The sequence below is a fragment of the Plantactinospora sp. B24E8 genome (assembly GCF_039871735.1).
GTDB lineage: Bacteria > Actinomycetota > Actinomycetes > Mycobacteriales > Micromonosporaceae > Plantactinospora.
The window spans coordinates 36,085-58,354 of sequence record NZ_JBDPMH010000024.1 but is presented as its reverse complement, the minus strand read 5'-3'; the positions used below and the strand labels follow the sequence as shown (position 1 = coordinate 58,354).

Below are 22,270 nucleotides of genomic sequence, written 5' to 3'. Positions count from 1 at the left end.
CCCACTTCGATGGCAATCCAGGAGGCATAGTGAGCGACCCGGTTTCCCGGCGCGTCCTCAGCCGCCGTGACTTCTTGCGCTACAGCGGGACGTTGGGCACCGCCGCGGCCATCTCCGCGACGGTCTCCGCGTGCAGCGGCCCCGCCTCGACCGGCTCGGCCGGTGCCGGCGCCGACAAGGACCTCGTCACCGCCGTCATCGGCTACGGCAACAACCAGAGCTGGGACCCGACGATGACGGCGTCCGCCTTCTCCATGGCCGCCAACAACCACATCTACGAGGGTCTGGTCGACACCGACCCGATCACCCGGGAACCCTACCCGGCGCTCGGCACCGCGCTGCCGTCCGACCTCGCCGCCACCACCTGGCGTTTCACCCTCCGGGCCGGCGCCAAGTGGCACGACGGCCAGCCGGTCACCGTCGACGACGTACTCTTCAGCTTCGAGCGGGTCCTCGACCCGGCCGCGAACGTGCTGGTCCGCTCCTTCTTCGGCGCCTGGCTGCAGGAGGTACGCAAGGTCGACGAGAGCACCGTCGAGCTGGTCTTCAAGTTCCCGTTCCCGGACGCGCTGCGACGCCTGACGATCGCCAAGATCATGCCGAAGCACGTCTTCGGCGCGCCCGGCGGCTGGGACGCCGCGAAGTCCGGCACGGCGATCGGCTCCGGCCCGTACCGGATGGTCGCGCACAACCCGACCTCCAACACCACCTTCGAGGCGTTCGCCGACTACAACGGACCGCGTAGGCCGACCGTCAAGCGGATGAACTGGCTGTCTATCGTGGACGCCTCCGCCCGGGTGGCCAAGATCTCCGGCGGCCGCGCCGAGGCGCAGATCGCCGACAACATCCCGTACGCCAACATCGACCAACTACGCGACGGTGGCCTGACGGTCGAGGGCGGCAAGGGCATGAACCACATGTTCCTGATGTTCAACACCGCCCAGCAGCCGTTCGACGACGTGCGGGTGCGCCAGGCGCTGCTGTACGCCATCGACACCCAGAAGATGATCGACGTCGCGCTCAAGGGGCACGGTGCGCCGGCCACCAGCTTCCTCAACGCCGAGAACCCGTCGTACGCCCGGGCGAAGACCGTCTACAGCCACGACCCGGACAAGGCGAAGGCGCTGCTCGCGGCGGCCGGGGTGAACGACCTGAAGGTCACCCTGATGGCGGTGAACGTCAGCTGGATCGCCGACTGCCTGCCCACCATCGCCAACTCCTGGTCGGCCATCGGGGTACAGACCACCCTGGAACCGCAGGACACCGCCGCGCTGTTCACCAAGATGGACCAGTCGCAGTCGTACCAGGTGGTGGCCGCGGCGTCCAACCCGAACCAGTTCGGCCTGGACGCCGACCTGATCCTGCGCTACAACTACACGTCCGGCGGCACCTGGATGAAATACACCAAGTGGGACGCCAGCCCGGCGGCGAAGAACCTCTTCGACCTCATGGACCGGGCGGCCCAGCAGCCCGACCCGGCCCGCAAGCTCCAACTCGTGCACCAGTACCTGGACCTCGTCGCGGAGCAGGCGGTGCTCTACCCGGTCGTGCACACCGAACTGATGACCGCCTGGGACCCGAAAAAGCTCACCGGCGTACGCCCGCAGGCGTACCCCGGAATCACCCTGCTGCAGTCACAGCGCGTCTGACCCGGCGCGGCGCCGGCCCCGGCCGTCGCCGCCGCCCACCCCCGAACCGGCCGACCCAGGAGTCACCCCGTGGCAGTCATCGCCAGAATGCTGGTGCGCCGCACACTCATCCTGATCCCGCTGCTGCTGGGCGTCATCCTCTTCGTCTTCCTCGTGATGCGGTTCTCGGACAACAAACCCGAGTACGCCTACTTCCAGGGCGCCAACCCGACCCCGGAACAGCTGCACCAGTTCCGGGCCGAGAACGGCCTGCTCGACCCGCTGCCCGTACGCTACCTGCGGTTCGTCGGCGACCTGCTGCACGGCGACCTGGGCACCAGCGTGCTGACCAAGGCCCCGGTACTCGACTCGGTGCTCACCGCCCTGCCGCTCACCCTGCAACTGACCTTCCTCGGGCTGGCCGTCGCGATCGTCCTCTCGCTGGTCCTCGGGGTCACCGCGGCGATCTTCCGGGACCGCTGGCCGGACCAGCTCATCCGGCTCGTGTCGCTGGTCGGCGTCGCCGCACCGGCGTTCTGGCTGGCCCTGCTGATGATCCAGTGGCTGGCCGTCGACCGGGGTTGGTTCCCCACCAGCGGCTACATCAACCCCGCCGACTCGTTCACCGGCTGGCTCCGCTCGCTCACCCTGCCGGCGCTCTCCCTGTCGCTGCCGGTCGCCGCACAGCTCACCCGGATCATCCGTACCTCGATGGTCGAGGAACTCGACAGGGACTACGTCCGCACCGCAATCGGCAGCGGGCTGCCGCCGATCGTGGTGATCGGCCGCAACGTCCTGCGCAACGCGCTGATCAACCCGTTGACCGTACTCGGCCTGCGGGTCGGCTACCTGCTCGGCGGCGCGGTGGTCATCGAGACCATCTACTCGCTGCCCGGCATGGGACAACTCATGATCAACGCCGTCCGGGACGGCGACCCGGCCGTCGTACAGGGCGTGGTGCTGACCATCGCCACCGGCTTCGTGGTGGTGAACCTGGTCGTCGACCTCCTCTACCTGCTGGTCAACCCCCGAATCAGGAGCGCCGCGTGACACCCGACGACACGACCGAGACGGCGGCCGGCGGCGGGCCGGCCGGCACCGGACGCGACACCCGCCCGCGCGGGATGCGCCCCGGGCTGGCAGGACGGCTGTCCCGGCCCGGCATCCGGTTCCGCCGACTCGGCCCGCCCTCGTGGATCTCCATCGCCGTGCTGGCCGTGGTCGCCCTCGCCGCGCTCCTGGCACCGCTGATCGCGCCGCACTCGCCGTACGTGCAGGAGATCTCCGGCGGCGGTCCGAGCGCGACGCACTGGATGGGCCTGGACAGCGCCAACCGGGACATCCTCACCCGACTGCTCTACGGCGCACGCTGGTCACTGCTGATCGGCCTCGGCGCGACCGCCATCGCACTGGTCGTCGGGGCGGTGGTCGGCGCGGTCGCGGCCACCTCCCGCCGCGCCGTCGACGAGGCGCTGATGCGCGGGCTGGACGTGGTGATGGCGTTCCCCGGGATCGCGCTCGCCGCCGTCCTCGTCGCGGTCTTCGGCGGCGGCGTCGGCGTACTGGTGCTGGCCATCGCGTTCCTCTACATGCCGTCCGTGGCCCGGGTGGTACGCGCCAACGTCCTGGCCCAGTACGGCGAGGACTACGTCGCCGCCGAACGGGTCATCGGGGCCCGCACGCCACACATCCTGGTCAGACACGTCGCCATCAACTGCGCCGCGCCGATCCTGGTCTTCTGCACCGTGATGGTGGCCGACGCGATCGTCTTCGAGGCGTCCCTGTCCTTCATCGGCGCCGGCGTACGCCCACCCGCCCCTTCCTGGGGCAGCGTCATCGCCGACGGCCGCAACATGGTGCTGCTCGGCGGCTGGTGGGCCACCGTCTTCCCCGGGCTGCTGATCCTGCTCACGGTGCTGGCGTTGAACGTCCTCGCCGAAGCTGTCTCGGATGCCTGGGCCGCGCCGGCCGCCCGCCGCGCCGAGCCCGTCCGCCAGGGCGAGGACGTGGACGTGCTGGAGCAGGCCCGGCCCGGCTTTGCAGAGATCACCCCGCTGCCCGGGCTCGCCGAGGCGGCCCGCCGGATCGCCGAACGCGCCCGCCCGCTCCCACAGGGCGAGCCGATCCTGCGGGTGAACGGACTGGCTGTCGGCTTCGACGGCCGACACGACGACGTGGACATCGTGGCGGGCATCTCCTTCGACGTACGCCCGGGCGAGGTACTCGGCCTGGTCGGCGAGTCCGGCTGTGGCAAGTCGTTGACCGCGCTGACCGTCATGGGGCTCCAGCCGCGCGGCGCCCGGGTCCGGGGCGAGATTCGCTTCGACGGTCAGGACCTGCTCACCCTCTCCCCCGCCGCCCGGCGCCGGTTGCTCGGCCACCACATGGCGATGATCTACCAGGACGCGCTCTCCTCGCTGAACCCGGCGATGACCATCCGGGCGCAGTTGAAGCAGGTCGTCCGCCGGGGCGGTCGACGCAGCCCGACTGAGCTGCTGGAACTGGTCGGGCTCGACCCGGCCCGTACCCTCTCCGCCTACCCACACGAGCTCTCCGGTGGCCAGCGGCAACGGGTCCTGATCGCGATGGCACTCTCCCGCGACCCACGACTGATCATCGCCGACGAACCGACCACCGCGCTGGACGTGACCGTGCAGGCGCAGGTGATCCAACTCCTGCTCCGGCTCCGGACCGAACTCGGCTTCGCCCTGATCCTCGTCTCACACGACCTCGCCCTGGTCGCGGACGTCACCGACCGGGTGGTGGTGATGTACGGCGGCCAGATCGTCGAGAGTGGTGTCACCGCGACGCTGGTCGGCGCGCCCGCGCACCACTACGCCCGGGGACTGCTCGGCGCGGTGCTGTCGCTGGAAGCCGGCGCCGACCGGCTGACCCAGATCCGCGGCGTGGTCCCGTCCCCGGCGGACTTCCCCGCCGGGTGCCGGTTCGCCGACCGCTGTCCGATGGCCGCCGAGGTCTGTCGGGTCGAGTCGCCCCGGCTGGTCGGCTCCCTGGATCACGCGGTCGCCTGCCACCATCCGGCCCTGGCGGTCCCGACCCCAGACGTGGACCACGAACCCCCGGACACCGCCGCGTCCGTGCCGACCAGCCGGACGGAGGTCCGATGACCGCGCCACACCCCGCCGCCGCCCTGGTGGAACTCGCAGACGTACACGTCGTACACCGGGCCCGTTCCGGCGGTCTGTTCCGGCGTGACCGCGTCCACGCGCTCACCGGGACGGACCTCCGGATCGACCCCGGTGAGACCGTCGGAGTGGTCGGCGAGTCCGGCTGCGGCAAATCCACCCTGGCGAAGGTCGTGGTCGGGCTCCAGCCGCCGACCTCCGGCACGGTCCGCTTCGCCGGCCAGGACCTCTGGTCGATGTCGCCCTCGACCCGGCGGTCGACGGTCGGCGCCAGCACCGGAATGGTCTTCCAGGATCCGTCCACCGCGCTCAACCGGCGGCTGCCGATCCGGCAGGTGCTCCGCGACCCGCTCGACGTACACCGGTGGCGAACGCCGCAGGACCGGGAGGAGCGGGTCCGGGAGCTGCTCGACCTGGTGGGGCTGCCGGCAAGCGTGGCCAACCGGCTGCCCAGCCAGGTCTCCGGCGGGCAGCGGCAGCGGGTGGCGATCGCCCGGGCCCTGGCGCTACGCCCGCGGCTGCTGGTCGCCGACGAGCCGACCAGCGCGCTGGACGTCTCGGTACGGGCCCAGATCCTCAACCTGCTGCTCGACCTCAGGGAACAGCTCAACCTGGCGATGATCTTCGTCTCGCACGACATCCAGACGGTACGCCGGATGAGCGACCGGGTGGTGACGATGTACCTCGGCCGGATCGTCGAACAGCTGCCAGCCCGTTCGCTCCCGCACGGCGCCCGCCACCCGTACACCCGGGCACTCTTCTCCGCCACCCCGGGTCTGCTCTCCCCGATCGACCCGATCCCGCTGACCGGGCCGGTGCCGTCGGCGACCCGACCGCCGAGCGGCTGCCCCTTCCGTACCCGGTGCTGGCGGGCGGACGACCACTGCGCCGCCGAACTGCCGGCCGCCGAAGCCGGCCGCGACGGGCGCCTCCACCGGTGTCATCACCCCGTGCTCGACGGCACGACCGACCGCGAACTGATCAGCCAAGCCCAGGAGCGTCCATGACCACCGCCCCCCTGTCCGGCGTCGTCCCCCCGGTGTGCACCCCCCTCACCCCCGACCTCGAGGTGGACACCGGCTCACTGACCCGGTTGGTGGACCACCTGCTCGACGGCGGCGTCGACGGACTCTTCGTACTCGGCTCGACGTCGGAGGTCGCCTTCCTCCCGGACGCGGACCGCGGGATCGTGCTCGACACGGTGCTCGGACACGTCGCCGGCCAGGTGCCGGTACTGGCCGGTGTCATCGACATGACCACACCCCGGGTCCTCGACCACGCGCGGGTTGCGGTCGAGGCCGGCGCGTACGGGCTGGTGGTCACCGCCCCCTTCTACACACGTACCCACCCCAACGAGATCCTGCTGCACTTCCGGACGGTCGCCGACCGGACGGGGACTCCCGTTTACGCGTACGACCTGCCGGTGTCGGTGCACCAGAAACTCGGCCCGGAGCTGCTGCTGGAACTGGCGGCGGAGGGCACCCTCGCCGGGGTCAAGGACTCCAGTGGCGACGACGGTGGGCTGCGGGACGTGATCCTGCGCCGCCGGGACCAGGACCTCAACGCCTTCGCCGTGTTCACCGGCTCGGAGCTGACCGTCGACTCGGCACTCTGGATGGGGGCCGACGGGGTCGTACCGGGGCTGGGCAACGTCGACCCGCACGGCTACGTACGGCTCTACCAGGCCGCCGCCCGCGGTGACTGGGCGAGCGCGCGGAAAGAGCAGGAACGGCTGTTCCGCCTCTTCCGGCTGGTGAACGCCGGCGGCCCGCGGATGGGACGCGGCTCCTCGGCGCTCGGCGCGTTCAAGGCCGCCCTGCACCTGCGCGGGATCATCGCCCACCCGACCACCGCGCTCCCGCAGCTTCCGCTGGACAGCATGGAGATCGCCCAGGTCGGCAAGCATCTGGCCGACGCCGCCCTGCTCTGACCGTGCGGGTGACGCCGGTCAGGGAGTCGGCTGGGCGATGACGGCGGGCGGAACCGGGACTCAACGCTCGGCGTTGTCGGTGCGCGGCCGGGCGCCGGCGATGAACCCGTCGAGCGCCGGCCCGTGCAGCACGCCGCCGGGCAGCGGATCGCGCAGCGCCCGTGCCGCCAGGCGGGTCACGGGTAGCCGGTGCGGGCGCGGCGCCGCGACGAGCACCACGTTGCCGTACCGCCGGCCGCGTAGCATCCGGCGGTCGGCGACGACACACACGTCCGCGAAGACCGCCCGCAGGGTGGCCGCCTGTATCCGGGTGAGGGCCAGGGGTGGCAGGTCCGTGACGTTGACCAGGTAGATGCCGTCCGGTCGCAGTACCCGGGCGACCTCGGCGGCGAACGCCACGGTGGCCACGTGCGGCGGCATCCGGGCCGCCCGGTAGATGTCGGCGAGCACCAGGTCGTACGCGCCGGCGGGGGCGGCGGTGACCGCCTCCCGGGCGTCGGCGACGTGTACGTCGACACCGGCTGGTCGGGGTGGCAGGTCGCGTCCCACCAGTTCGACCACGGCCGGGTCCCGCTCGACGACCACCTGCGCCGAACCAGGCCGGGTCGCGGCGACATATCGGGGCAGCGTCAGTGCGCCGCCGCCGAGGTGCAGCACGTCCAACGGATCACCGGTCGGCGCGGCGAGCTCGGTCACGGTGGCCATTCGGCGGACGTACTCGAAGTGCAGGTACGTGGGATCGGCGAGATCCACGTACGACTGCTCGACGCCACCGGCCAGGAGCGTGCGGCCGGTGGGCCGGGCCGGGTCGACGACCAGCTCGAGCCGGTCGTCGGATGCCTCCATGACCAGGCAGGCTAGTCCACCCGCCCGTGCCGCATCCCACCCGCCTGGTGGCGGAGGACGTGTCCCTCGCGCCTGGCGCCCGACGCGGCGAGCCGGAACTCTTCGGTCCGGGGGCCGCGCTCAGAGGCGGCCCCGGGCGGTCCTGGTGCGGTGGGCCGTTCCCGTCGGGTCGGCGTCGAAGAGGGATCGCCATTCGATGGCCTGCCGGTGCGTCGGGTTGCCGGCGAGGGTCGCCGCGTGCAGTCCGGTGGCGTCCAGCAGCCGTCGGAGTTGCCGCCACTGGTCGAACGACAGCTCCAGGTACACCAGTGACGGCAGGTCGGCCAGGTCGGCCAGTACGGCCAGGTCGGCCAGTACGGCCAGGTCGGCCAGTACGGCCAGGTCGGCCACGTCGGCGCTGGCGAGGGACAGACCGTGCAGGTTCGGGACGGTCCGCAGCGGCGTCAGGTCGCTCGGCGCGGCATTCTGGGTCAGACCCAGCGAGCGCAGCGTCGGGTGGCCGGCCAGTGGGGCCAGGTCCGACCCGGGGTGCACCAGGAGGTGCTCCACCGGAAGCTCCCGCAGCGGTACGAGGTCCGCCGGGGCGGTCATCGACAGCGAACGCAGCCGGCGCAACCCGGCGAGCTCGGCGGTGTTCACCCGGCCGTAGTACAGACGAAGTTCCTGTACGTCCGGCAGCTGCCGTAGCGGTTCGAGGTCGATCTCACCGCCGCGTCCTTCCAGCCGCAGGTCGGATCGCCGGACGACCGGACCCGGCCGGCCAGCCAGCACGGCGGTGACCGGCTCGGCCACGTACCCGGGCCGGGTGCTCCAGTCGACGCCTGCCGTGATGACCTGGCCCGGCCGGCCGTGACGGGCCGGTGCGAGGTCGACCACGAGGAAGTTGCCGCCGGCGTCGTCGGCGATCGGGATCCACCCGGGGTGACCGCTCGCCCGGGGGACCGTGTCGGCCGGGTCGGCCTCGAGGACGACCCGGTCCCACCCGCCCGGCCAGGAGTTCTCCGCCGGGACCGAGGTCATCCGGTACCCGACGAGTGGCTGGAGCGGTTCGTCGAACTGATCGACCCTTGGTCACCTCGACGAACCCGGCTCGTCACCACCGGTCTCACCTGTCCTGGACGGGCACCAAGCCGCCCGTCCAGGACAGGCGGTGCTCAGGAGGCGGTGCACACCGGGGTCAGGCCGGTGGCCGTCCCGGTGCCCTGGAAGCCGAACTCGGTGGTCTGGCCGGCGTTGACCGAGCCGTTGTAGCTGACGTTGCTGAACTGCACGGTGCCGCTGGTGCCGGAGCGGTTGGCGTTCCAGGTGTTGGTCACGGTGGCCCCGGACGGCAGGGTGAGCCGGACGTTCCACCCGGTGATCGGTGCGGAGCCGGCGGTGACCCGCACGGTGGCGACGAAGCCGCCGGTCCAGGAGTTCAGCGACACCGTGGCCGAGCAGCCGGTGGTCGGAGTCGGCGGGGTGGTCGGCGACACCGGCGGTGTCGTCGGGGTGGCCGGCGGGGTCGTCGGGGTGCCCGGCGGTGTCGTCGGGTCGGTCGAGACGTCGCGGCCCTTGTTCAGCTCGTCGAGGACCGCGTGGTAGGCGGCCTTCTTCTGGTAGTTCCCGCTGCCGCCGGTGAACAGCAGGCCCCGTTCCGAGGATCGCCACGACTCGCTGTCGGCGATGCCCCAGACGGTGATGCCGGTGCACCTCGCGACGTTCAGGCAGGCCCGGACGACCTTGCGGTAGTTCTCCGCCTGGCCGGCGCCGATGTCGTTGTTGCTCAGGTCGTCGTCGATGTCGAGCTCGGTGATGTGCACCTCGACGCCGAGGTCGGCGAAGCGCTGGATGTTGGCCTGCAGGTCGGTGGTGATGATGCTGTTCGGGTTGTCGTTGAAGTGCGCCTGGAACCCGACGCAGTCGATGTACTGCCGGTAGGTGCGGACGATGTCGTACAGCGCGTTGGCCTTGCGGTTCTGGGTGCCGCCCTGGACCGTCAGGCCCTCGACGTCGTAGTCGTTGATGCAGAGCTTCGTGGTCAGCCCGCCGGCCTGCACGACCTGCTTGGCCCGGATGAACGAGTCCCGGATGACGTCGGTGTCGCCGGCGTCGAAGAAGTCACCGTCGCCGTTCGCGTCCCGGTTCATGGTGTGTGGCCACTGGTTCCGGCGCCGGCCGGTGTTGTTGTCCTCCAACGCCTCGTTGACGACGTCCCAGTACGCGATCCTGCTGCCCCAGCGGTTGATGGCGTTGCCGATGAAGGTGTTCAGCGTCGCCTGGCTGGCACCCTGCAACGCGCCGGCCTGCGAGTGCCACACCAGGGTGTGACCACGGACCAGCATGTTGTTGCTCTGAGCATGGTTGACCAGGGTGTCCGCGCCGCCGGTGTTCTGCAGCCCTCCGCTCGAGGTGGCGATCCTGTCCGGCTTCATGTCGTTCTCGGGAGTCAGCTGGCTGAACTCCTGACCGACGATGGAGGTGAGTCGGTTGGGTGAGGCGGCGACGCCGAAGAACAGCCCGGCGTTGGCGGCCGCGGCCCGCAGCGTGGTCTCGGCCGCGGCCGCCGTGCCGACGGACTGGATCGTCACGGTGCCGCCGACGAGCAACAGCACCGCCGTCGGCAAGGCGATTCTGGTGGTTCTCCTACGCTGTCTCAGGCTGCTGTCCACCGGACCTCCTCGATACCCACCGCTTGATAGATGGCCATGCATGTCATCAGAAAGGGCCAGTATCGGAACGGGCCAGCCACGCTGTCAACAACTTCCGGAAATGCTCCGGTAACCACCACGGGGCCGAGCAGTCGCCGCAAACATGTTTGTCCAGGTGGGACACCAGCTCGGCCAGGCCGTCCGACGTGGGCATGAGGACGAGGCGCGATCGCGTCCGTCGTCGCCGCCACAGGTACCGGAAATTCGACCGGGCGACGCTGTCGCGCACCCCGATCCTGACCGACCGTACGCGGCCCTCGGACGGCGGCCCGAACCCCGGCATTCGGCGCCCCAACACCCGACGTTCGGGTGGGTGAGCGTCAGCGGAAACTTCGGTGAACTGGGGCGTCTCGAGTTGTCGGGTGTGGAGCGGCTGCTGCAGGGTTGGCGGCCGACCGCTGTTCCCTCCCCCGACGGAAGTGCTTGCCGTGCGCGTGATGGCGTTTCTCGCCGCCCTGGTGGCCATGCTTGTCGTCCCCGCCCCGGCGCAGGCACACGTCCAGGTGACCACGGTCGCGGTCGACCTGCGCGGCCAGGGCGACGACCTCGTGGCTGTCGTCGACCTGGAGTACGACGTCCTCGCCCGGTTGCTGGGCCTCGACGGAGTCCTGGGGCCGGACGCGGTCGGCGTCGACGGCGTGGACGGCGCGGCCGCCGAGGTGCCGACCGAGCTACGACGCAGATCGCTGGACGCGCACGCGGGCGACGTGGCGGCGTACGTCGGCGAGCGGTTGCTCCTTCGCCGCAGCTCGATCGGGTGTACCGCCGAGGACAACGCCCGCGTCGAACTCGCCGATTCCGGCGCGGTGCGGGTCGGGCTCGCCTACGGCTGCCCGGCGTCCGGTGCGCTCACCGTCCGCAGCGACATCTTCCGCGCCTCGGACGGCGTCGTCGACGACACGACCACGTTGGTGGCCTACGACATCGACGGCCACCGTGGGTCCAGGTTGCTCGACCCCGCCCGGACCAGCTTCACGGTGGGTCGCGGCGGTCTGCTCGGCGAGATCCCCCGGTTCGTCCGGCTCGGGGCGGAGCACCTGCTGTTCGGACTCGACCACCTGCTGTTCCTGCTGGCACTGCTGCTGGGCGCGAAGCGGCTGCGCGACGTCGTCGAGGTGGCCACGGCCTTCACGCTCGCCCACTCGGTGACCCTGGTGCTGGCCGCGGTCGGCTGGGTCAGCGTGCCCGGGTGGATCGTCGAGCCGCTCATCGCGCTGTCGATCGCGTTCGTCGCGGTCGACAACCTGCTCTCGCCGAGGACGACCCATCGGCTGCCCGTGGTCTTCGGTTTCGGGTTGCTGCACGGGCTCGGTTTCGCGGGCGCGCTCCGCGTCGACGGGCCGCTGTCGGTCTCGACGCTGACCGGCCTGGTCTCGTTCAACGTCGGCATCGAACTCGTCCAGTTGGCGGTCATCGGGCTCGTCTTCCCGGGGCTGCTGTTCCTACGCAGGGCGGCGACCACGCCGGCCGCCACTCGCGTCCTCACGCTCGGCACCGTCGCGGCGACCGTCGCCGTCGCCGGGGCCGGTCTGGTCTGGTTCGTCGAACGTACGCCGATCCTGACCTGACACCTGTCCAAACCCCCACTGCGAAGGATCCCGATGTCCTCGTTACCGTGGACACGCGCGCGCCTGCGCGTCGTCCTGTACACCACCACGCTGGGGCTCGCCGCCAGCGTGGTGGCGGGCCCACTCACCTCGTACGTGGCGTACGCGATCGACCCGCCGGAGGCCACCGTCGGCGGCGTCGTGTACGTCGACGCCAATCACGACGGCGTCCGCAGCGACGGCGAGGCCGGTCTGGCCGGCGTCCGGGTCTCCGACGGCACGGTCACCACCACGACCGCGGCCGACGGCAGCTACTCGCTGACGATCTCGACCGACCGCCGCACCACCGACATCGTGTGGGCCACCCAGCCCCGCGGCTACCGGTTCGGCCTCGACGAGTTCAAGGAGCCCAGGTTCTGGGCCAACCTCGGCCAGCTCGCCGACGGCGCGACGCCCACGGCGGACTTCGCCCTGGAACGCGACCGGATCTCCGACGGGGACCGGTTCTCCTGGGCGAACATCGCCGACCCGCACGTCAACGCGCAGCTGCCCGACCAGATCCGGGAGATCAACTCCACGGGCACCGACCTGCGGTTCATCGCGGTCAGCGGCGACCTCACCAACGACGCCAGCCAGGGGCAGTTCGACACGTACCGTCGGGGCGCCCAGCAGTCGGATGTCGGGGTGTGGCCGGCCGTCGGCAACCACGAGTACGCGGGCGGGTCGGCGTACGCCGACAAGATCGACAACTACCGCCGGAACGTCGGGCCGGAGTGGTACTCGTTCAACTACGGCAACCGGCACTTCGTGGTGCTGGAGAACAACGGCTCGGCGCCGTTCGACGAGGAGTTGGCGTGGCTCAGGGACGACCTCGCCGCCAACGTTCCGCTCGACCGCAACCCGCACGACACCATCGAGGTCGTCGTCCTCACCCACCAGCCGATGAACGTGCCGTTCGGCTCGCCGTCGACGTACGACGCCTTCGGTGACGTGCTCGAGCAGTACCGGGCGCAGCTGATCCTGGTCGGCCACGAGCACTCCAACCACGTCGAGAACAACTCGGCGTTCGCCTCGACCGCCAAGCACATCCAGACCGTGTCGAGCTCGTACACGATCGACAACGCACCCCGCGGCTTCCGCTACATCCACATGGCGGGCCCGGACTTCGACAACCCGTTCCGGATGTACGGCGAGAACGAGCACCTCACCATCGTCAGCCCCGCGCCGGGGTCGACCGTGCCGGCGGCGAGGTTCCCGGGCATCCAGGTCAACGCCTACGACACCGGCGACGAGGTCGTCTCGGCGAGCTACCGGATCGACGGCGGCACGAAGTGGCTGCCGTTGGGCCACAGCGGCGAGTTCACCTGGCGGAGCGACCTGCCGAAGAACCTGCGGAAGGTCGGCAGGCACCGCCTCGACGTGCAGGTGGTCGACGCGGCGGGCAAGACCTGGACCCGGTCGGCGGACTTCACCCTCACCCACGAGCCGGCGCTCAAGCCGGTCGCCGGCGGCGACTGGGACCAGCACCACGGCAACGAGGCCCACTCCGGTGTCGCGCCGGCGCAGGAGGCCGGCCGCCGCCTGGCCTGGAGCTTCCGTACCGAGGGCACCTTCCTCACCGGGTCGCCGGTCATCCACGACGGCGTCGTCTACGCCGGCACCCGTGACGAGAACGGCGACGGCAACAGCCGGATCCACGCCGTCCGGCTCACCGACGGCAAGGAGCTGTGGAGCTTCACGGTGCCGCAGTCGATCCACGGCAGCCTCGCCTACGGTGACGGCCTGATCTTCGCGCCGACGCTCGGCTCGGAGCTCTACGCCGTCGACGGGAAGACCGGCAAGCTCCGCTGGAAGGCCGTGCCCGAGCAGGCGCCGGCCCCGAACAACCAGCGCACCTACGGCTACTACTCGCCGGCTGTCTCCGGTCACACCGTGCTCTGGCCGTACCAGACCCGGTTCGGCATCGGCAGTCAGGGCGTTCTCAAGGCGCTCGACACCCGGACCGGACGGCAGCTCTGGGCCTCCCCGATGTCCGGCGCGACCATGAGCGACGGCACCCCCGCCGTCATGGACGGCACGGTGTACGTCGGCAACGAGACCGCCGACCGGGTGCTCGCCTACGACCTGGCCACCGGCGCCCGCAAGTGGACCGGCACCGAGTCGCTCGGCAGCTGGCAGGACGGCGTACCGACCGCGGCCGAGGGCAGGGTCTTCATCGGCGCCAACAACGGCATCGTCGCCCGGGACGCCAGGACCGGCGCGACGCTCTGGACCTACCGGAGCCCGCGCTCCTCGCTGGTCTCGAGCGGCTCGACGCCGAGCGCCGCGGCCGTCCGCCACGGCGTCGTCTACATGGGCTTCCCGAGCGGTGCCGTCGTCGCCCTCGACGCCGCGACCGGCAACGTCGTCTGGGAGCGGGCGCTGCCCGGCGACATCTACCACGGTGGCGTCATGTCCAGCCCGGTGGTGGCCGGCAACACGCTCTTCGTCGGCGCCAACAACGGCAGGTTCTACGCCCTGGCCACCGACACCGGCCAGGTCCTGTGGAGCCACGAGATCGGCACCTGGGTGGGCGCCGGCCCCGCCGTCAGCGGCAACACCGTCGTGACGGGCGCCTGGGACGGCAACCTCTACGCCTACGTACCGGGCGGCGAGTCCGCGAAGCGCTGGGCGACCGTGACCGGCACCGTCAGCGACCCGGAGACGGGTGCGCCGGTCGCCGGCGCGAAGGTCACCGCCGTCGCCGCCGGTCAGGAGACCGCGGTGACCAGCACCGACGCCGGGGGCCACTACCGGATCGGTCTGCCAGCGTCGACCTGGACCGTCGCCGTGGCCAAGCGTGGCCTGGTCGCCGACGACCGCTCGGCGGCCACCGTCACGGTCGGCACGTCCGGCACCACGACGGCCAACCTGAAGCTGATCGAGGTGACCCACCCGGTCGCCGGAAAGTCGACGTACGCGCCGGACTACGGCAACGGCAGCACCCGCACCGACACCGTCTCCGGCACCGAGTACTACTACCTGGCCAACGACAAGATCCGGGCGTCCGTGACGCCGTACGCCGCTGGCGACAACGGTGTCGGCGGCAACAACGGTGTCGGCGGTCTGGGTCAGGGTGCGCTGTCGGACCTCATGCTCAACGACGCCAACGGCGCCGAGACCCTCGACTGGGGCGAGATGCTGCTGCGTCCGAGCCTCACGCCGCCCGACTCGTGGGAACGGCCGAACGACCAGCTCGACCTGCCCGACCTCACGGTCGACGGCGCCGCCGTGGTCGGCACCGGCCAGTACCGGGCGGACCCGACGATCAAGGCGCGGGTCCGCTACGAGACCCTGCCCGACGCCCCGATCGTGAAGATGACGGTCACGCTGACCAACACCGGCACGACGGGCTACCAGGGCTACTTCAACTACATGATCGACCCCGACAGTTCGGTCGACAACGGCCGGATCCCCGGGTTCGGCGGCACCAACCCGGGACTGAAGACCTCGGGCTGGACCGGGAACTACGTCTACGTCGGCGCCGACACGGCCACCACGAACGGCCAGGCCGCGCACGGTCTCGCCTGGGCGCTGGACACACCGGCGGCGGTCGGCGCGTACGGCTACGTCGACGGTCTCTACTACGACGTCACGATGGCGCCCGGTGCCACCAGGCAGTTCAGCTTCTACCACCTGACCGACTACCCGACCGCCGGTGGCGACCCGACCGGCGCCATCGCGAGGTGGGTCGACGAGATCGACCTGCACGACGCCGCCGTCCCCGACGCCGCTCGCGCGGCCGGCTCGGTCACCGCGGCCGGCGCCGCCGTCGCCGGTGCCCGGGTCGCGCTCGAACAGGCCGGCACGGTGGTCGCCACCACCGACACCGACGCCGGGGGCAGGTACCGCGTCAAGGCTCCGGCCGGCCGGTACGACCTCCGGGTGTCCAAGTCGGGTCACCAGACGGCCACCGCCACGGTCACCGTGCCGGCGGCCGGCAGCGGCGTCGCCGACGTCGCGCTGAAGCCGGTCACGGTCGAGGCGAGCTACGGCAAGCAGATCGGCTCGGGTCTGGTCGAGGCGGGTTACGGCGACGTCGTGCTCGAGAACGACAAGCTCTCGATGGCGATCGCCGACGCCTACAACGACTCGCAGCTCTCCGGTGGGACCCGCGGCAAGCCGGTCGACATCGCGGTCCGGGGCATGGCCGACCAGTTCGACTGGATCAACCTGCCCTACGTCTCGGCGACCCAGCCGACCGGCAGCAACGCGTGGGACAGCCGTTCCGTGGCGGCGACCGAGGTCCAGATCGTCCAGGCGACCGGTGACAAGGCTGTCGTCCGGGTGTCCGGGCCGGTCAAGGGCTTCCCGGGCCTGACGGCGACGACGACGTACACGTTGCGGCCGGGCGATGCCTTCGCCACCGTCTCGACGGAGCTGAGCAATTCCGGCTCGGCGCCGCTGGACGTGTGGACCGGTGACGCGATGGACCACGACGCGGCCGGGCAGGCCAGTGTCATCCCGGGCGTCGGTGTCGTGGCGCCGGGTACGACGGCGGCGTACGCCCCGACCAAGCCGTACCTCGGCATGACCGGGAGCGACCCGCAGGTTTTCGGTCTCGTCTACGGCACGCCGGCCAGCGCCTTCGACATCTACGCCGCGGGCAACTGGGTGATGAGTCGGTTCCACGTCGACGTGCCGGCGGGTGGCTCCTACACCCTCACCCGCAAGCTTGTCGTCGCCCCGGGCACCGACGCGGTGGGCGTCCTCGACGGCGTCTCCGCGCCGTAACGCACCACCACGCCGGACACGGGGCCGGCCCGGACACCAACCGGGCCGGCCCCGTACGCCGAACCGCCGACGGGCCCGCGCCTGACCGGCCGCGACGACGGGCACTGGACTCGCTGACCCCGGGGGCCCGGCGGACCGCGACGACCGCCGCCGACGGCAGGTCGGTGTTTACCTGAGCCCTCCGACGGACAGTCCGCCGCGCCAGTACCGCTGGAGACTGAAGAACGCGATGATGAGCGGGATCACCGACACGAGCGCGCCCAGGATGATGAGGCTCCAGAGGGAGGTGGTGCCCGCGTTGTTTCCGGAGGCGACCCCCTGCCAGAGGCCGAGCCCGACCGTGACGGGGAAGAGCCGGTTGTCGGAGAGCATGGCGAGCGGCAGGAAGTAGTTGTTCCACGACGCCACCGCGGACAGGAGCAGCACGGTCACCACCGCCGGCCGCATCAGCGGCAGTGCGATCTGCAGGAACGTGCGCACCTCCCCGGCGCCGTCGACCCGGGCGGCGTCCAGGATCTCGTCGGGGACCGCGTCGCGCGCGTACACGTGCATCAGGTAGACCCCGAACGGGTTGAGCAGCGAGGGCAGGATGACCGCCCAGACCGTGTTCGTCAGGCCGAGCTCGGAGAACATGATGAAGGTCGGGATGACCAGGGCGGTGGTCGGCACCATCAGCGCGCCGAGCACGACCGCGAAGCTGAAGCGTCTCGCGGCGAACCGGTACTTCGCGAATCCGTAGCCGGCCATCACGGCCAGGATCGTGGCGCCGACCCCGCCGGCGAGCGCGTACAGCGTCGAGTTGAGGATCCACCTGCCGTAGATGCCACCGTCGTACGTGAACAGCTGTCTGAGGTTGCCGAGGTAGTCGATCTGGTCGGCGAACCACAGGGTGTTGCCGCCGCTGAACAGGCCCGGGGCGTCCTTCGAGCTGTTGACGATGATCCACCAGAACGGTACGAGGAAGTAGACCACCAGGAACCCGAGGAGGAGCTGGAGCGGAAGGTGGCGTTGCGGCCTGCGGGATGCCCTGGCGCCGGTGCGGTCGGTCATCAGAGGAAGCTCCTCCGCTTGCGGGTGAAGAACAGGAAGGCGTACACGCCGATGAAGACGACCCCGCCGAGGGCGAAGGAGATCGCCGACCCGTAGTTGAAGTTCGCGAGTGAGAACGCCTGCTGGTACGCGTACATGTTGGGGGTGAAGTCCGCGCCGATCGTCCCGGCGGCGAGGTACCGCAGGATCTGCGGCTCGTTGAAGAACTGCAGGGTGCCGATGAGCGAGAAGACCAGGATCAGGATCAGCGCCGGGGCGATCAGCGGGATCTTGATCCGCACCGCGACCTGCCATCTCCCGGCGCCGTCCATCCGGGCGGCCTCGTAGAGCGTCGGATCGATGCCCTGCAGGGCCGCGTACAGAATGATCATGTAGTAGCCGGCCCACTGCCACGTGACGATGTTGAGCAGGCCGTAGAAGATCAGGTTTCTGCTCAGGAAGTCGGGCGCGGTCGCACCGAACAGACCGAAGACGTCGGTCAGCGGCCCGAAGCTCCTGCTGTACAGGAAGCCCCACATCACCGCCCCGATCACCGTCGGGATCGCGTACGGAAGGAAGACCATGAGACGGGAGAAGCGGGTGAACAGGGACGTCACCGCGTCCAGGATCAGCGCCATCGCGAGTGCCACGACGATCTGCAGCGGGATGGCGACGAGCGAGAAACGGATGACGAACCACGCGCCGGACAGGAAGCTCGGGTCGGTGAACGCCTTCACGTAGTTGTCGAAGAGGACGAAGCTGGTGCCGCCGATCAGCTTCTTCTGGAAGAGACTGAGGTAGAACGCGTACCCCAGCGGCGCGATGAGGAACGCGAGGAAGACGATCCCGAACGGCCCGACGAAAAACCACCCCGTCAGGTGCTCACGGAGGCGTACCTTGCCGCGGATCTTGTGCGTCTTCTCGTGGACGCGCGGTGCGCGCTCTTCGGTCAGGAGGGTCATTGTGGGCTCCGGGACGTGGACGCTTGGGGGTCGGGGGGGGGCCCGGCCGCCGGGCCCCCCCCCCCCCATCACTGGACGGTGAAACCTTGCTCCTTGGCGTACTTCGCCACGTCCTCCTGGAGCAGGTCGGCGGCCTGCGAGCCGGTGATCTTGCCCGCGTTCATCTCACTCACCTGCTTCTCCATCGCGTCGAAGTAGTACTGGCCGAAGGGGCTGTAGACCATGCCCTGATAGGCGTTCGCCGCCGGCACGTAGACCTCCTTGTTCGCCTGCTGGCCGTTGAAGAACGCGACCTTCAGGTCCGCGAACGCGGGGTCGTTGAGCGCGGTGAGGTTCAGCGGGAAGATGATCTGGTTGGTCCAGCCGTCGGTGAGCGACTCCTTGTCGGCGTAGAGGCCGTACGCGGCCTTCGCCGCCAGCTCCTGCTTCTTCGACTGGCTGGTCACCGAGAAGGCGGAACCGCCCCAGTTCACCTGCACGGGGTTGTTCGGATCCCACTGCGGCAGCGGGGCCACCGCGAACTTGCCGGTGTCCTGACCCTTGCCGACGCCGGCGCCGGTCAGGTAACCGGGTGCCCAGGCCGCCGAGACATACGTCGCGTACTGCCCGTTGATGACGCCGGAGATGTACTCCGGGGTGAACTGGTTCTGCGTACCGACCAGGCCCTTCTTGACAAGGCCGCCCCAGTAGTCGAGCACGTCCTTGGAGGCCTGGTCGTTCAGCCGCACCCCGATCGACGTCGGCTGGGCCGGGTCGTAGGTGAAGGGGGACGCGCCCTTCTGGATCTGGAGTGCCATGGTGAGCGCCGAGACGTTCGCGCCGAAGTCACCGAAGAGCGGGCCGCCGGCGTCCTTCACCTTCTGCGCCGCCTGCTCGTACTCGGCCCAGGTCCTCGGTGGCGTGATGCCGTACTTGTCGAAGATGTCCTTCCGGTAGATCAGCGCCACCGGACCCCCGTCGACCGGGACGCCGTAGACCGCGTCACCGACCGAGACGTCCTTCCACGCGCCCTCGCTGTAGTTCGGCTTGGCCGCGTCGAAGCCGTACTTCTTGATGTCGACGATCGCCTTCTGGATCTGGAACGTCGGAATCCGGTCCATCTCGACCATGACCACGTCGGGTGCGCCGGTGCCGGCCGCGATGGCCGTCTGGAACTTGTCGTAGTGGTCGCTGCCCTGGCCGACGTTGGTCCAGCAGACCTGCACCTCGTTGTTCTGCCGGTTGAAGTTGTCCACGACGAGTTGCATGTTGGGATACCAGCCCCACATCGTGACGGCCGGCAGTTCCTTCTTCGGGATCGTGTTCGTACAGTTGCTCGCGTCGGTCCCGCCCTCGTCGGAGGAGCAGGCGACAAGACCACTCGCGGCCGCGATCATGGCCGCGGTGGCAATCACTCGTTTCGTCTTCATTGACGTTGGTTTTCCCTTCGCGATCACAGCGCCGGGGATCCGGACGCCGTCACTGAGGGCGGAGAGCGGACCGGGGATGGGAACCTCCCCACCCCCGGTCAGGCCGCCCTCTGTGGGCCTCCCTAGCGCCTGAACAGACGTGGCGCCAGGTCGATGAGGTTCTTCTGCCAGACGTCCCAACCGTGTGGACCGGGGGTGACCCCGTCGAACTCGTAGCGGACACCGAGGTTGTCCAGGGTGGTCAGTGAGGCCATGAAGGACGGGTAGACGAAGTCGGTCCGGTCGCCGACGTACAGCCGCAACATCCTGGTTCCGGCGTTGATCGCCGCGGCGTCGACGCCGGTGCCGCTGCCGAAGCCGGCCGAGAACGCCGCGACGTAGCCGAACTCACCCGGGTACGCCTTGAGCACTCCGAACGCGTGCCCACCCCCCATGGAGAGCCCGGCGATGGCCTGCTGGGCGGGGTCGGTGGAGATGTGGTAGCGGGCGCGGGCCGCGGGCATGATGTTCCCCAGCAGCTCCTGGTTGAAGTTGGGGACGTTGCCGTTGCCCATCACGACCACCATGGGGACCAGGTCGCCGTCGAGGAACTGGTGGTCGAGGATCTGCTTGGCCCGCCCCATTTCCAGCCAGTCCGTGTAACTCTGGCCACCACCGTGCTGGAGGTAGAGAACGGGGTACGGGTCCGCCCGGTCCGGCTCGTAGCCAGGCGGGGTCCACACCAGGGCGGTCCGGTCCTGGTTGGCCACGGTGCTCCGGTAGGTCAGGCTGGTGACCTCCCCGCCCTGGCCGGCCGGCACATCGGTGAGCAGTCGGGCCTGCTCCCCCGGGACGAGGAAGGTGCTCCACATCGGCTCGGTGGTGACCTTCGTCGGGTTCGACACGTCCTTGACCGCAACCCGGTCGACGATGAACCGGTAGTAGTAGAACCACGGGTCCAGCGGGCCCACGGTCGCCCGCCACCGGTCGCCGTGCCGGGAGAGTGGTACCCGTAGCCAACTTCCGCCGGGCGCCACGTTCGCCCAGACCGTGACGTGCTGGGCGTCCGCGAATTCTGCCGTGGTCTCGAAGGTGACGAACCCGTCCTCGGCCAGGAAGGGCGTCGGGGTGGTGCCGGCCGGCGGCGGGACGAACTCCCCCCGCAACGGACCGTGACCGGCGCTCGGACCGTGGTCCGACACCGTGCGGAACAGTCGCGGCACGAAGTCGACGAGGTTTTCCTGCCAGGTGGTCCAGTTCCCGCCGCCGTCCGGGTTGACGCCGTCGAACTCGAACCTGACCCCGGCCCGGTCCAGCACCCCTGTCAGGCGGTGCGCGGCGTTGTACCCGGGGTCGGTCACGTTTCCGGTGTACAGACGCAGCAACCTGAGGTTGCGGTTGACCGCCCTGGCCTCCGTCCGGCTGCCCTCTCCGGTCAGCAGACCCGAGAACGAGCCGACGTAGCCGAACTGGCCCGGGTTGCTGAGGCCGATCCGCAGCGCCTGCGTCCCGCCCTCGGCAACGCCGGCGATCGCCTGGTGCGCCCGGTCACGGTGGACGCGGTAGTTGTCGGTGACCGCCTTCCGGAGGTCCTTCAGATCCCTGTCGTCGTCCGACCCGTCGCCGTCGCTGAGCACGACCACCATCGGCGCCATGGCACGTTCGGCCGACAGGTTGTCGAAGATCTGCGTGGCCCGACCGAGGTCGAGCCAGTCGGAGGCGGCCCCGCCGTCACCCGAGCGCAGGTACAGCACCGGATACCGTCCGGCGCCGTTGGCCCGGTACTCCGGCGGCGTCCACACCAGGGACGTCTTCTCGCCCTGCTTCGTCCGGTAGGTCAGGGTCGTGACCTCACCGCCCGTGCCCTGCGGTGGGTCCGCCAGCCGTCGCGCCGACGCGCCCGGGACGAAGAACGTGCTCCAGAGCGGCTGGGACGCCACACCGGCACCGTTGGTCGGGTCCTTGAAACTCCTGGTGTCGTCGCCGGTGAGCTGGTACTGGTACAGCCCCGGCCTGAGTGGGCCGAGCACCCCCGACCACACGTCACCACGACGGGTCAGACCGAACTCCGCCCAGCTGGCGGAGGGACCGAAGTTCCCCTCGACGACGACCTGCGAAACCTCGCCGACGTGTTCCTGCACGTACGCGGCGGGCAGGCTGAAGGAGGCGTAACGGTCCCCGGAGACATCCAGCCACGGCGCGTTCGCCGCGGCCGGTTGTGGTGCGGGCAGAACCGCGGCGGCGATGACTCCGACTGCCAGAGCCGCCGGCAGCCGACGTAAACGCCCGTGATACGACCTAGGTGTCACACTCCGCTCCTCTCGCGCGCCG

General features: G+C 70.2%; 14 protein-coding genes. 7 read left to right on the top strand and 7 right to left on the bottom strand.

Annotated features, from left to right (window positions below; genetic code table 11):
• Nucleotides 1–29 precede the first annotated feature (29 nt).
• The 5 genes from ABGB21_RS26695 to ABGB21_RS26675 all read left to right on the top strand — a co-directional run bounded on the left by ABGB21_RS26695 (nt 30) and on the right by ABGB21_RS26675 (nt 6,704).
• On the top strand, nt 30–1,649 hold the full coding sequence (locus ABGB21_RS26695; protein ID WP_347680090.1) for an ABC transporter substrate-binding protein: 1,620 nt from the start codon (nt 30–32) through the stop codon (nt 1,647–1,649).
• A 69-nt stretch (nt 1,650–1,718) separates the two neighbouring features.
• The gene (locus tag ABGB21_RS26690) at nt 1,719–2,678 is read left to right on the top strand and encodes an ABC transporter permease (RefSeq protein WP_347680088.1); all 960 of its coding nucleotides are present in this window, start codon (nt 1,719–1,721) and stop codon (nt 2,676–2,678) included.
• Nucleotides 2,675–4,756, top strand: coding sequence for a dipeptide/oligopeptide/nickel ABC transporter permease/ATP-binding protein (locus ABGB21_RS26685; protein WP_347680086.1), 2,082 nt, complete (start codon nt 2,675–2,677; stop codon nt 4,754–4,756). The genes ABGB21_RS26690 and ABGB21_RS26685 overlap by 4 nt, the downstream gene beginning before the upstream one ends.
• Nucleotides 4,753–5,781 (top strand): ABC transporter ATP-binding protein, encoded by a 1,029-nt coding sequence (locus tag ABGB21_RS26680; RefSeq protein ID WP_347680084.1) that lies wholly within the window; start codon nt 4,753–4,755, stop codon nt 5,779–5,781. Before ABGB21_RS26685 ends, ABGB21_RS26680 begins: the two co-directional genes overlap by 4 nt.
• A complete protein-coding gene (locus ABGB21_RS26675; RefSeq protein ID WP_347657248.1) occupies nt 5,778–6,704 on the top strand; it encodes a dihydrodipicolinate synthase family protein in 927 nt (308 codons plus the stop codon). The genes ABGB21_RS26680 and ABGB21_RS26675 overlap by 4 nt, the downstream gene beginning before the upstream one ends.
• Nucleotides 6,705–6,764: 60 nt before the next feature.
• Here ABGB21_RS26675 and ABGB21_RS26670 read toward each other — a convergent pair whose 3' ends face one another.
• From ABGB21_RS26670 to ABGB21_RS26660, 3 genes are all read right to left on the bottom strand, one after another.
• A complete protein-coding gene (locus ABGB21_RS26670; protein WP_347680082.1) occupies nt 6,765–7,550 on the bottom strand; it encodes a fused MFS/spermidine synthase in 786 nt (261 codons plus the stop codon).
• Nucleotides 7,551–7,670: 120 nt separating this feature from the next.
• Nucleotides 7,671–8,570 carry a hypothetical protein gene (locus ABGB21_RS26665; RefSeq protein WP_347680080.1) on the bottom strand — a complete coding sequence of 300 codons (900 nt, stop codon included), beginning with the start codon at nt 8,568–8,570 and terminating at the stop codon, nt 7,671–7,673.
• Between the two features lie 134 nt (nt 8,571–8,704).
• Nucleotides 8,705–10,201 carry an endo-1,4-beta-xylanase gene (locus ABGB21_RS26660; protein ID WP_347680078.1) on the bottom strand — a complete coding sequence of 499 codons (1,497 nt, stop codon included), beginning with the start codon at nt 10,199–10,201 and terminating at the stop codon, nt 8,705–8,707.
• A 476-nt stretch (nt 10,202–10,677) separates the two neighbouring features.
• Between ABGB21_RS26660 and ABGB21_RS26655 the strand changes: the two genes are divergently transcribed.
• Together ABGB21_RS26655 and ABGB21_RS26650 are read left to right on the top strand one after the other, a co-directional pair.
• Nucleotides 10,678–11,808 (top strand): HupE/UreJ family protein, encoded by a 1,131-nt coding sequence (locus ABGB21_RS26655; RefSeq protein ID WP_347657243.1) that lies wholly within the window; start codon nt 10,678–10,680, stop codon nt 11,806–11,808.
• Nucleotides 11,809–11,841: 33 nt separating this feature from the next.
• Nucleotides 11,842–16,560 (top strand): PQQ-binding-like beta-propeller repeat protein, encoded by a 4,719-nt coding sequence (locus ABGB21_RS26650; protein ID WP_347680076.1) that lies wholly within the window; start codon nt 11,842–11,844, stop codon nt 16,558–16,560.
• Nucleotides 16,561–16,728: 168 nt separating this feature from the next.
• On the opposite strand, the gene ABGB21_RS26645 is transcribed toward ABGB21_RS26650, so the two are convergent.
• From ABGB21_RS26645 to ABGB21_RS26630, 4 genes are all read right to left on the bottom strand, one after another.
• Nucleotides 16,729–17,610, bottom strand: coding sequence for a carbohydrate ABC transporter permease (locus ABGB21_RS26645; protein WP_347680074.1), 882 nt, complete (start codon nt 17,608–17,610; stop codon nt 16,729–16,731).
• Entirely contained in the window at nt 17,610–18,551 is a 942-nt protein-coding gene (locus ABGB21_RS26640) for a sugar ABC transporter permease (RefSeq protein ID WP_347657240.1), read from the bottom strand. Before ABGB21_RS26640 ends, ABGB21_RS26645 begins: the two co-directional genes overlap by 1 nt.
• A gap of 68 nt (nt 18,552–18,619) precedes the next feature.
• Nucleotides 18,620–19,960 (bottom strand): extracellular solute-binding protein, encoded by a 1,341-nt coding sequence (locus ABGB21_RS26635; protein ID WP_347680072.1) that lies wholly within the window; start codon nt 19,958–19,960, stop codon nt 18,620–18,622.
• Between the two features lie 122 nt (nt 19,961–20,082).
• Complete coding sequence (locus ABGB21_RS26630; RefSeq protein WP_347680070.1) at nt 20,083–22,248, bottom strand: alpha/beta hydrolase-fold protein; 2,166 nt, start codon at nt 22,246–22,248, stop codon at nt 20,083–20,085.
• Nucleotides 22,249–22,270: the final 22 nt, after the last annotated feature.